At 65.3% G+C, this 10,934-nt stretch carries 11 protein-coding genes and 1 pseudogene; 2 read left to right on the top strand and 10 right to left on the bottom strand.

The genetic code is table 11. The features are described 5' to 3' along the window. Positions 1–196 precede the first annotated feature (196 nt). Positions 197–1,759: an NtaA/DmoA family FMN-dependent monooxygenase gene (locus tag ABZW16_RS08020; protein ID WP_354953436.1), complete on the top strand. Its 1,563-nt coding sequence runs from the start codon at positions 197–199 to the stop codon at positions 1,757–1,759. A 31-nt stretch (positions 1,760–1,790) separates the two neighbouring features. On the opposite strand, the gene ABZW16_RS08025 is transcribed toward ABZW16_RS08020, so the two are convergent. From ABZW16_RS08025 to ABZW16_RS08040, 4 genes are all read right to left on the bottom strand, one after another. Next, positions 1,791–2,258 (bottom strand): cupin domain-containing protein, encoded by a 468-nt coding sequence (locus ABZW16_RS08025; protein WP_354953438.1) that lies wholly within the window; start codon positions 2,256–2,258, stop codon positions 1,791–1,793. A gap of 139 nt (positions 2,259–2,397) precedes the next feature. Further along, positions 2,398–3,693, bottom strand: a complete 1,296-nt coding sequence (locus ABZW16_RS08030) for an NtaA/DmoA family FMN-dependent monooxygenase (RefSeq protein ID WP_354953440.1) — start codon at positions 3,691–3,693, stop codon at positions 2,398–2,400. A gap of 589 nt (positions 3,694–4,282) precedes the next feature. Continuing rightward, a complete protein-coding gene (locus ABZW16_RS08035) occupies positions 4,283–4,618 on the bottom strand; it encodes an Lsr2 family protein (RefSeq protein ID WP_354953442.1) in 336 nt (111 codons plus the stop codon). Positions 4,619–4,944: 326 nt separating this feature from the next. Further along, complete coding sequence (locus ABZW16_RS08040) at positions 4,945–6,126, bottom strand: cytochrome P450 (RefSeq protein WP_354953444.1); 1,182 nt, start codon at positions 6,124–6,126, stop codon at positions 4,945–4,947. 877 nt (positions 6,127–7,003) lie between these two features. On the opposite strand from ABZW16_RS08040, the gene ABZW16_RS08045 reads away from it, so the two are divergent. Continuing rightward, a complete protein-coding gene (locus tag ABZW16_RS08045) occupies positions 7,004–7,225 on the top strand; it encodes a hypothetical protein (protein ID WP_354953446.1) in 222 nt (73 codons plus the stop codon). A gap of 75 nt (positions 7,226–7,300) precedes the next feature. On the opposite strand, the gene ABZW16_RS08050 is transcribed toward ABZW16_RS08045, so the two are convergent. The 6 genes and pseudogenes from ABZW16_RS08050 to ABZW16_RS08075 all read right to left on the bottom strand — a co-directional run. Next, entirely contained in the window at positions 7,301–7,651 is a 351-nt protein-coding gene (locus tag ABZW16_RS08050) for a hypothetical protein (RefSeq protein WP_354953448.1), read from the bottom strand. A gap of 157 nt (positions 7,652–7,808) precedes the next feature. Next, complete coding sequence (locus tag ABZW16_RS08055) at positions 7,809–8,408, bottom strand: dihydrofolate reductase family protein (protein WP_354953450.1); 600 nt, start codon at positions 8,406–8,408, stop codon at positions 7,809–7,811. Beyond that, a complete protein-coding gene (locus ABZW16_RS08060) occupies positions 8,405–8,728 on the bottom strand; it encodes a hypothetical protein (RefSeq protein WP_354953452.1) in 324 nt (107 codons plus the stop codon). Before ABZW16_RS08060 ends, ABZW16_RS08055 begins: the two co-directional genes overlap by 4 nt. Positions 8,729–8,856: 128 nt before the next feature. Continuing rightward, on the bottom strand, positions 8,857–9,873 hold the full coding sequence (locus tag ABZW16_RS08065) for an RNA polymerase subunit sigma-70 (protein ID WP_354953454.1): 1,017 nt from the start codon (positions 9,871–9,873) through the stop codon (positions 8,857–8,859). Between the two features lie 80 nt (positions 9,874–9,953). Next, the gene (locus ABZW16_RS08070) at positions 9,954–10,697 is read right to left on the bottom strand and encodes an alpha/beta hydrolase (protein WP_354953462.1); all 744 of its coding nucleotides are present in this window, start codon (positions 10,695–10,697) and stop codon (positions 9,954–9,956) included. Between the two features lie 153 nt (positions 10,698–10,850). After that, positions 10,851–10,925, bottom strand: a pseudogene (locus ABZW16_RS08075) (hypothetical protein); the annotation flags it as partial. Positions 10,926–10,934 lie beyond the last annotated feature (9 nt).

Below are 10,934 nucleotides of genomic sequence, written 5' to 3' on the forward strand. Positions count from 1 at the left end.
GTTGACGGGCGCCCACGCCAGGGCGGAATCGTGCGCCACGAACCCCACCTGGCCACCAGGTATGGGACTTAATGGGCAGCTCGGCCGACAGATCGGTGAACCAGCGCAGCACCGGCAGCGCATCGCTCGAATGGGCTCGCACCGGTGCCGCGCGTTGCAGGACATGACATTCGCCCAGACACAGAAACGGGAGACGATGGCACCGGCACAATTGCATCTCGGCGTCGCGCTCGATGGAGCGGGTTGGCATCCGGCCGCGTGGCGGGCGCCGAACTCCCGGCCCGCCGAACTGTTCAGTCCCGGCTACTGGACGGATCTGGTCACCACGGCGCAGCGTGGCCTACTCGATTTCGTGAGCATCGAGGACAGCATGGCTGTTCCAGGGGAACGGCACGCACCTGGCGACGATGCCGTCGACCGGGTCGGGGCCAGGATCGACGCGAACCTCATCGCCGCGCGGGTCGCTCCGGTCACCCAGCACATCGGGCTCATTCCGACGGTGACGACCACCCATACCGAACCGTTCCACGTCTCGAAGTCCATCGCTACGCTCGATTACACCTCGCGCGGCCGAGCGGGCTGGCAGGTCCGGGTGTCCGGAACCCCCAGTGCAGCTGCCCATTTCGGACGCCGGGAACTGCGCGATATCACCGCCGCCGAGTTGGCGGAAGCGGTCGCGTCGGGCATCTTTCCCAACGAGATACACGAGCCCTACGAGCTGGCCCGCCAGCTGGCGAGCCTGGATCACCTATCCGACGGTCGCGCCGCGTGGAACGTGGTGACCTCCTTCGACGCCTTCACCGGCCAGAACTTCCGGCGCGGCGGATTCCTCGATCCGGCCGACCGCTATGCACGGGCCGAGGAGACGCTGAATGCCGTTCGCGCCCTGTGGGATTCCTGGGATGCCGCCGATCTCGTCGCCGACAAGGATTCCGGCCGGTTCCTGGCCCGCCCGGATGCCGGGGCATTCGCCTTCCACGGCAACCAATTCGACATCTCCGGCCGGTTCACCGTGCCACGCAGCCCGCAGGGTCGGCCGGTGATCCTGCAGGCCGGTGTGTCACCGAAGGGGCGCGCATTCGCCGCGGCCAATGCCGATGCCATCTTCTCCCCGTACGGCAAGCTGCCCGAGGCCGCGGACTTCTACCGCGATATCAAGGCGCGCGCAGTCGCGGCCGGACGGGCAGCCGAGGACATCAAGATCCTGCCATCGGCGAGTTTCGTGCTCGGCGATACCGAGGCCGAGGCGACCGAGAAATTCCATGCGATCCGCAATGAGCAGGTCACGGGGCAGACAGCGCTGATCCTGCTGGAGCAGATCTGGAACCGTGACCTGTCGGGCTACGACCCGGAGGGCCCGGTACCGGACATCGATCCGAACCCCGATGCCGCACCGATCATTCAGGGACGTGCCTTCGTGCACCAGGACCGCTTCGCCACGGTCGAGCGCCTGCGTCAGGTCGCCGAGGCGAAGAAACTCACCCTGCGCGAGGTGGTGATCGACCAGTTCGAGCGTGGCCCCCTGGTCGGAACCCCCGCCCAGGTCGCCGAGCAGATCGATACGTTCGTCCAGAACGACGGCTCCGACGGCTTCATCCTCGGCTCGCACCTGGTCCCGTGGGGTCTCGACGAATTCGTCGACAAGGTGGTGCCGCTGCTACAGGACCGCGGGACGCTGCGCACCGAATACACCGGAACCACGTTGCGCGCTAACCTCGGTCTCCCGGACGTGCGGTCGGCGGTATCGGCCAACGCCTGAGTTCCGTTGCAGCTCTCGATAATCCGGGCGCTTACCGAGCCGGGTGGTGCGGGTCGATCCACGGGACCGATTCGGGGTTCTCCGCTATCGGAATGTCCAGATTTATGACGATCGGCTCCTGATCGCTGCGGATCACCACGCAGCTCAGGGGCTCATCGTCGTCGGCATTGAGTTCCTGATGCGGTACGAACGGCGGGACGTAGATGAAGTCACCGGGACCCGCTTCGGCCATGAACTCCAGCCGGTCACCCCAGCGCATGCGGGCGCGCCCGGCGACCACGTAGATCACGCTCTCCAGCGGGCCGTGGTGGTGCGCGCCGGTCTTCGCACCGGGATCTATCCGCACGGTGCCCGCCCAGATCTTCTGAGCGCCCACCATGGCATTGCTGATCGCGGCTTCGCGATACATGCCGGGCGTCTGCGCGGTTTTGGGGTCGAGGCGGTCGCCGGGGACGACCCGCACTCCCTCCCGCCGCCAGTCCGGTGTGCTGTCATTCATCGGATCGGGCCTTTCGGCGTCAATCGTGGAATTGTGCGGTTATCGCCAGGCTACCCCGGCCAGGGTTCGACTCGGAACGCGTGCAGGGATTGGCCGGTGATCGGCGGATGGTGTCGATCCCATCACGGCACCGCGGCGGTCAGCGCGCGGGTAGTGGTGGGAGTTCGAGGTTCTCGCGGAATGTGTTGCCGACGTAGTCGTTGCCGGCGATGCCGCGACGGCGTAGTTCGGGCAGGAGTCCGTTGGTGACGAAGTCGCGGGTTCGGGGATCGGCCAGTCCGCCCAGTGAGATGACGTCGAGGACGCCCGCGCGATAGCGTTCTTCGATGGCGTCGGCGAGTTGTTCCGGAGTTCCGGAGGCGGCCCAGTGGCCGGTGTCCTTGGCGGCGATGATGAGCTCACGCAGTGTGCGGCCCGTTGCCGCGAGTTTGGTGAAGATCTCCACCCGGCCGCGGCGGCGGTTCACCGAATTCAGTTCCGGCAGCAGGGTTTGCGGTATCGGTTGGTCCAGCGGTAGTTCGGAGAGGTCGACGCCGCCGCCCAGCATATCGGCCAGGCGGATTCGGCCCGCGTCGAAGTCGGTGGCTTCGGCTTCCTCGCGGACCAGCTGGCGAGCCTGCTCCTCGGTTGCTCCGTATGTCGCGTGCAGTGAGCTCATGATCAGTGGCAATCCGGGTGCGCGGCCGAGACCTGTCGCGCGGGCGCGAACAGTCTTCGTGTAGGTGACCGCGTCCTCGAACGTCGGCAGCGAGGTGAAGACCACCTCGGCGAAGCGGGCGCCGAGTTCGATACCGCCTGCCGATTGACCCGCCTGGAACTGGACCGGGCGCCGCTGCGGCAGCGGTGGAATATTGAGCGGGCCCCGCACCGTGAAGTACTGCCCCGCATGCTCGATCGGGTGCACCTTGGTCGCGTCGAGGATCGCGGCACCGTACCCGTCGGGGGTCAGTGCCCCCGGCTCCCAGCTGTCGAACAGCGCATTGACGACCTCGAGCGCTTCGGTCGCGCGCGCATACCGATCCTCCGGGCTCGGCAGGTCCTGGTCACCGTAATTCTCTTCACCCACCGATGACGTCACGACGTTCCACGCGGCGCGGCCGTTGCTCACATGGTCGAGCGTTCCGAAGAACCGGGCGAGGTTGTAGGGATGATGAAAGGTGCTGGTCACCGTGGCGATCAGGCCGACGTGTGTGGTCACCGCGCTCAATGCGGACAGGAAGATCAGCGGCTCCTGCGCGCCGATCGCGCCCTGCGCGCCGAAGCTGAGCAGATCGGCGGCGAACAATGCGTCGAACCGATTGGCCTCGGCGATCTTCGCGACCTCGATGGCGGAGGTCACCGTCGATTCCTTCGCATCGATGGCGGCCGCATACACGCTCACCGCGCCGCTGACTCCGGTGACCGTCTTCAACGGCCGACGTCGTGCAGAACTCATTTACCGAAGCCAACCGTATCGCCCATCCGCCGAACAGGATTGCGATCAGTCGGACGCGAATTCGATGTGCACGGAAACCGATCGCGTTCGCTTTGACGGTACTCACCCTGGCTCTGCCGCAGCCGAAGGTGCGCAGTTCATGACGACCCCGACAGCTCATAGCGACCAGCGGCCGGCCACTGCTTCGACGGCATCGGGCGGCACCGGTCCCGACGTTGCGATCGAAACGGTTGCAACGAAGAAGCTTACGACCGACGGCGCATCGAAGGTTGTGGCGCCGTTCGCCGTTGGACCTGTCGCGGCCATGGCGGCGGTGGCGGGCGGAGGGCAACGGCTGCCGCGAACTCAGTTACTAGACCGGTGCATTGGGAGGCAGTGTGGCCAGTTGACGGCGTCGTGGACTTTGCGAGCCCGCTCGGCGATACGCGGAGTATCGCCGAGCGGGTTCCCTTCCCCGTTCGCTGTGCGGACGCCGCCACGTCGCACAGCGCAGCAAGCTTAGCCAACCAAGTCCGCGGCGGTGGGGAGCCGCGCCGTAATGGCGCCGAATTTCCTGCGCCGGTACGGGCGCGCAATTCCGATGGCCGGGTTAGGCGTTGGCCTTCTCGTACGCATTGGCCACCTCGGCCGAAATCCGTCCGCGTGCCGAGACGGTAAGGCCCTTCTTGCGTGCCCAGTCGCGGATGGCGGCGGTGCGTGCGCGGTCGTTCGCCGAGCGGGAGGCCAGGCCCCGACCCCGCGGTGCGCGACCGGTTCTGCGGGCGTTCAGTGTCCAGTTGTCGAAGACGCCGCGCAGCTGGCTGGCATTGTCCGTGGACAGATCAATCTGGTATTCGACGCCGTCCAGTGCGAAGGCCACTGTTTCCTCGGCGGGGGACTTGCCATCGTAGTCATCGACCAGCGTCACAACGACCTTGCGTGCCATGGGCATTCCTGTTCATGAGTCGACAGCGGGCAGAGGAACGTGATCATAACGAGTGCCTGCGAGGGCAACTCGCAGGCGTCTCGCTCACCGAGGCCGTCCTATGCCGCCATCGGCTCGCAGCCCACCGTCCCGGCCGCAACACCGGTTGCTTCGGGGGCGCAGCCAGCCGCAGTTCCGGCAGGGCACCATGCTGATAGTGACCAGCTGATTCGCGGGCAGTCATACCTCGTCGATGAGGAAGGGCTGGCGCGGGTGGGACAGGCCGCCGTCGGCCAACGGTGGGTCCTCGGCCGGAATCTCGCGATGAATTCAGCCGGGGATTCTCGCTATACGAAAGTGAGCGGTGGTGCTGGAGGGAAGATCACCGGCACCGCGGTCGGCGCACGGTGAAAGGCGCCCAGCCGCCACTGCAACTGGTCGGCGGGCACGGCCAATTCGATATCGGGTAGCACGTCGAGCAGTTGGTCGAGCGCTTCTTGCACAATGACCATGGCCACCGACTGGGCCGGGCACGAACGCGGCCCGGCGCCCCACGCCAGATGCGAACGGTTGCCGGTCCGGTCGCCACCGACCGCGGGATCGTTGTTGCACGCCGCCAAACTGATAACAACGGGCTGGTGGACCGGCAACCACGAACCCCCGATTATCTGTGGCTGCCGTGGAAAGCGCGAACAAAAGTTCGCCAGCGGTGGATCGGTGAACAACACTTCGTCGATCGCATCGCGGATGGACAGCGCACCACCTAGGAGCTCGTCGTGGAACTGGTCATTGGTCACCATCAACAGCAGTGCGTTGACGATGAGGTTCCACGTCGGTTCGGTACCCGTCGAGTACAACACCGCCGTCTGCGCCACGATCTCCGCATCGTCGAATCGGGCGGAATGTCCGATCAGCCAGGTAATTACGTCCGCACCAGGCGCCGCGCGCTTGGCCGCCACGACATCCGATATCGCCGCTGTGAACCGCTGTTCGCTGTGCTCGGTCGAGGCCGAATCCGAGGCATCACGCAGTGCCACCAAGGCCGCAAATGCTTCCTGCCCGGCCTCCGGCGAGAGCCCGAGGAGATCGTTGAGCACCCGCACGGTGAGCGGGACGGCATACTCGCCCAGCAGATCCGCGGAACCAGTCTCGCAAAAGCTGTTGATCAGTGGCACCGCGATGGCTTCGACCGCGCGGCGTAGGGCGTACAGATCGACTTTTTCGAGGCTGGCCGTATAGGCGGCCCGATGACGGGAGTGGTCTTCGCCCACCGTCTTCGACCCGGTGGGCCCCCACTCCATCATCGGTAGGACCGGGCAGTGCTTCGGAACGGTGGCCTGCCAGGCCCGCGGGTCCGCCGGGAAGTGGTCGGGATCACTCAGGATGTTCAGTGCTTCGCGGTAGCCGATCACGAGCGTCGCGGGCACATCGACGGTTATCTCCACCGGAACGAGCGGACCGTGACTGCGCCGCATATCGTCGTATGCGGCGTGCGGATCGGCTGCGAACTCCGGCGAATGCAGGGACATGGCCAAGAAAGTAGCTCCCAAGAACGAATAACACGTTAACGGTGAGATCTGTTCAACTGCACGGTCTTTCACGCCTGTGTATGCGACCGTATCCAGATCGTCGGCCCATTACCGGTAATAAGGGGCGAAGCATATTGCTACTGGAACGCTACGAAGTGGATGGATCCCATTGATCCACAGGCAGTTACGGCCTTACGCGTTTAGAACCTCGGTGGCCGCTCCCCGGTCGACGCAATCATCGATCCGCCTGTCCGAGACCGAGCGGTACGCCAAATGTGTTTGACCGTAACATGTTTCGATCATCGTGGGATCATACCTCCTCTGCGCAGCGGGCCGCAGCACGAACCGGATCTCGCAGCACTATTGCCGCAAATCGGCGAATATTTGCCATATCCGACCGTCCAGTAGCTGGCGGCGTGCACGTTCGTGGCGTGGCTCGGCGGGCGAGGGTCTCTTATATTTACGGCGGCACTGACTACGGCGCGTTCGGTGCTCAGCTAGCAGCCTCCGGGCAAACGCGGCCAATTGCCGTGTCGGCAGTGGAAAGGGCCGCGCACTTTCGGCGCAGAATTGGTTGACCCACGTCGAACGCACTCAGTCGTACGCAATCTGGCGTCCCGAGAAGGTCGAGGATCGGTTCCGCTGCGCAGCGCTACCGGTTTGCCTTCGCGTCACACGCGCCACAGGAGCACCAGTGTGGCCGAGTCGCATTCGCACGTCCGCCGGTGCCTGTGATGCGTGCGGGCGGCAGGTTGTGACGGGCACCAGCTTCGGTGGGGCTCGCCGGTCAGCTGTCCCAAGAAGTTTGGGGACCGCGCGGTCCGTCAGTGGTCGCGGTCCAGCGTCGGCGCACACAAGACGGCTGGGAGGTGCACGCGTGACGGAGATCGACACCCGGCGGTCCGAGTGGGCAGGACGCTCGTCACCGCCGTGTCGACTGAGCAAAGGCATCCCCTCCGCGGTGGTCGACACCCTGCTCGGCGTCTACCGCGCATTCCGCACAGGTTGGACCAGCATCCCGACTGACGACCTCGCCACGATCCTGCGACGCCCACCCCAGCGCGCCATCGAGGTCGTCGCCGCCGTCATCACCGCCTGAAGGCGGCGTTTGCGAGCCCATTGTCCTGCCATCAGGCGGCCTGAATCCGGTGGCGGGCATACGGTTCGGGGGCGACTAGTTCCCGGGGGTGGTTGCGGTGTGACCGGTGTATGTGCCGATGCCGGAGAAGGTGGCTTGCATCATGGTGTCGTCGAGGTCGGGCGGGCAGGGTCGCCAGGTGATCGCGCGGGCGCAGAACGGGGCGAATGCTCCGGCCTTGCGTAGACCGGTTTTCCAGTTGCGGGCCGGGACCAGTGCGAAGTCGACGATCAGCGGCGCGACCACCCGCCGCACGATGGTGCCGGCCGACTCGTCGACGGTGCCATCCGGAATCCGGGGAAGGGCATGCCGCTCGCGCTCGGTGAGGCTGGCCAGATCGATGGGCATTGCGATGGGTAGGCCCATCAGTGCGTCGAGCACGTCCATGTCGGTGATCGCCGCGAGGCCGACTCGTCGCCTCCCGACCTGTTCGACGACATTCCGCCGTCGACGCCGTCGACCAACCAGCCCGAATCCGCGTTCGCCGCGATCTGGTCATGGAGTGTGGGCCGCGTCGTCGGTGGCGCGGCGACGGACGCGGATATCAGCTCGTCGTCTCGTAGGTCAGTTTCACGACCTTCGAAAAGGTCTTCACGGCTGTGAGCCTCAGCTTGGCGTCTTGACCTTCTTGGAAGTACTGCTTACCGCGTCCCAGCAGTAGGGGGTAGATGGTGAGGTCTATCACATCTATCAGCCGCGCCCGCAGCAGCGTCTCCCCGAACAGGCCGTGGCCCAGGATCAGCAGGTTCCCCCCGTCCTTGTGCTTGAGCCGGGTCACCTCGACGACGACGTCGCCTCGGACGATGGTCGGATTGCCCCAATCGGCCTTTTCCAGCGTGGAGCTGAACACATATTTCGGGATTGCGTTGAGCCGGTCGGCCCACATCGGCTTGTGGTTCCCGCTGCCGTAGAGCTTGGCGAACGCCTCATAGGTGTGACGACCGAACAGGATCGCGTCGCATGCCGTCAGTAAGCCCAAGCCGTCGCGCAGGTATGCCTCGTCCTGGTATTCGCCGACTCCCATGCCCACCGGGTCTTCGTAGACGCCGTCGGCCGAAACCAGGACGTACTCGATCACTTTCCGCGTAGCGCCTGCCTCCGGGGTGGAACCTTCCGGTGTGCCGGATGCTGTGTTGGTAGTCATGCCGCACCACCGGCCGGTGCGGCGCCCGCGTCGAACTCCACCGCTGTGCCGACCTCGACTCCGCCGCCCTCGGCCAACGCCGGGCAGCTCTCGGCGATCGCGACCGCCGCATCGAGATTCTCGGCTTCCGCGACCGAATAGCCGCTGGGTGAGCTGCCCGCCCCGCACTCGCCTACGGCGGTTGTTCCATGTGTCGGCAGTCCCTGATCGATGACATGCTCTCCCCGGCCGCCGAACCAGGCAAACCACGCCGAGAGAGTTTCGGGCTTGCCGGGCGTGAATTCTGGGGGCATCTGGTAGGTGAACACGAACTTGGCCATTGTCGGCTCCTTCGATCTCGTCTGGACGGTTCGGTGCACTGCGGAGTGCGCCGTCATCTGTTCAGATCCCACCGTTGGGCAGAACTGGGCGGTGCTGCTGCGCCGGGCCATCATGCGCATTTGGGTGCTTATCCAGGGAGTGTGCGGGGAAGGCCGAATCGGGCCAGGATGCTGTTGTCGAACCGGGTCAAGGCGGTGATGCGGTCGGCGGCGAGAGTGAGGACCATCAGACCCGTGGCGTGCCAGAGGGACGTGTGGGAGTCCAGGAGATAGACGCCGAAGGCGGGTTGGCCGTTGGCTCGCGTCGCGACCAGACGGTAGCTGGGAGCTTGGGCGAAGACGGCGGCCTGGAAGCGGGTGACCGCCTCACGGCCAAGGTATTCCAGGGGAAGTGGTGGCATTGTCAGGCGGACGTCGTCGGCGAGTAACGCGACGACACCGCCGACATCGCAGGCTTCGAAGGCCCGGGTGAGCCGGTCGACGAGCCGCCGCTCGGCTGGTGAACCGGGCGGAGGGGGTGGTTGCTGTGCGCCGAGTCCGGGTGCCCGCTGCTGCATGGCGGCGCGGGCGCGTTTGAGGGCGCTGGTGACCGATTCCTCTGTGGTGTCGAGGAATTCGGCGACATCGGCGGCGCGGTAGCCGAGCACGTCGCGCAGGATCAGGACTGCCCGCTGACGTGGCGGCAGATACTGGACGGCGGTCACGAAGGCTAGGGATATCGCCTGTTTGGACTCGTAGCGTGCTTCGGGGCCGGGAGCTGGGTCGCCGAGGCCCTCGAGCAGGACGTCGGGATACGGCTCGAGCCACACCACCTCGCCGTGGGCGGACGGCTCGGGCAGATCGAACCTGGCTGAGCCTTCACCGGGAATCGCCATTCGAGGCCTCCTGTCGGCCGTCCTCAATATTTTGAGGCACCGGTTCGTCGCGACGCGGTAGAGCCAAGTCCGGACCGAGGACCGCGCCTCGAACGCGCCGAGTCCCTTCCAGGCGTCCAGCAAGGTCTCCTGCAGCGCGTCCTCGGCGTCGTGCATCGAACCGAGGAACCGGTAGCAATGCACCATCAGTTCCCGGCGGAAGGGTGCCACGAGCTCGCGGAACGCCTCGGCGTCACCGGCCCGACACCTGGCGATCAACTCTGCTGTCACCGCATCGTCCTCGTTTCGAGTGGGCCGACCGCCCAGTGCGGCGCAACGGTCGGCGACGGATTCGGTCCGGGTGTCGGGTCTCAGTCGCGGCCTGCTGAGACGAGGGTATCGGCCAGCTCTGCGGGTCGGCTGAACATCACGTAGTGAGAGCCCGGAATCTGCAGGATCCGGGCAAGGGGACCCAACCGCTGGGCGAACCGCGGGAAGGAGGCGTATTCGCCGGGCGGCAACGCGAAGTCGCTGATCGGATTCACGTAACTGGCTTGCAGTCCTCCGGACGTAACCAGCTCGTGAAACGTCTCGAGGTCGAGTTTGTCCGTGAAATATCTGACCGGAATGGGCGACATCTGGGCGTAGATTGCTGTCGCGGCAGCGAAATCCATATCGTTGCACGCACGTTCGCGGATCACCGGGAACGGCAGGAGGAAGCCCTGAGTCGGATCGGTCATGTCGAAGAAGGCGGCGTCTGCCGGTGGGAATTCGTCGGCCAGTGCGTGCCCAGCGGCGGGGACGAACGCGCTCAAGAATACCAATCGCTTGATCCGCAGCAGCGCCTGCACGGCCGCCTGGGCGATGTAGGCGCCCCCGATCGAGTGGCCGACGAGTACAACGTCGGACAGGTCGTGGTCGTGAAGGTATGCGGTCAGGGAGGCGACGGCGTCGGCATGTGTCAGCGTCATCGGATCGCCCGGACCGTGCCCGGCCAGGGTCGGGGTGTGCACGGTGTGTCCGTTGGCGCGTAGCACGCCGGCAGTTTGCTCCCATATCGCGCCGGTCTGGAATGCTCCATGGATCAGCACGAACGTCAGAGATGCGGGGGTCATACAAAACTCCTGTCGGTTGGTGACGGCGGCGCGTGCAGCCGGATGACTCGTCACCCAGACAGATCCCCCGCGCCGGCAAAACTGGGCGGCGGGAGGGTTTGCGGCAGGCCGAATTTGGGGAGGACAGTGTTTTCGAAGACGGCTCATGCCAGATATTAGACCACCTACAAGTGAACTAATAAATAAACTAATGATAACATTCAGCCTTAAGAGACATAATATAATCATTAATATTAC

This window comes from Nocardia sp. NPDC004604 (assembly GCF_040609795.1).
Classification (GTDB): domain Bacteria; phylum Actinomycetota; class Actinomycetes; order Mycobacteriales; family Mycobacteriaceae; genus Nocardia.

What these genes read in the sequence shown, in the direction of transcription:
- ABZW16_RS08020 (WP_354953436.1), top strand. Translation starts at nt 197, where the DNA reads ATGGCACCGGCACAATTGCATCTCGGCGTCGCGCTCGATGGAGCGGGT.
- ABZW16_RS08025 (WP_354953438.1), bottom strand. Translation starts at nt 2,258, where the DNA reads ATGAATGACAGCACACCGGACTGGCGGCGGGAGGGAGTGCGGGTCGTC.
- ABZW16_RS08030 (WP_354953440.1), bottom strand. Translation starts at nt 3,693, where the DNA reads ATGAGTTCTGCACGACGTCGGCCGTTGAAGACGGTCACCGGAGTCAGC.
- ABZW16_RS08035 (WP_354953442.1), bottom strand. Translation starts at nt 4,618, where the DNA reads ATGGCACGCAAGGTCGTTGTGACGCTGGTCGATGACTACGATGGCAAG.
- ABZW16_RS08040 (WP_354953444.1), bottom strand. Translation starts at nt 6,126, where the DNA reads ATGTCCCTGCATTCGCCGGAGTTCGCAGCCGATCCGCACGCCGCATAC.
- ABZW16_RS08050 (WP_354953448.1), bottom strand. Translation starts at nt 7,651, where the DNA reads ATGGACGTGCTCGACGCACTGATGGGCCTACCCATCGCAATGCCCATC.
- ABZW16_RS08055 (WP_354953450.1), bottom strand. Translation starts at nt 8,408, where the DNA reads ATGACTACCAACACAGCATCCGGCACACCGGAAGGTTCCACCCCGGAG.
- ABZW16_RS08060 (WP_354953452.1), bottom strand. Translation starts at nt 8,728, where the DNA reads ATGGCCAAGTTCGTGTTCACCTACCAGATGCCCCCAGAATTCACGCCC.
- ABZW16_RS08070 (WP_354953462.1), bottom strand. Translation starts at nt 10,697, where the DNA reads ATGACCCCCGCATCTCTGACGTTCGTGCTGATCCATGGAGCATTCCAG.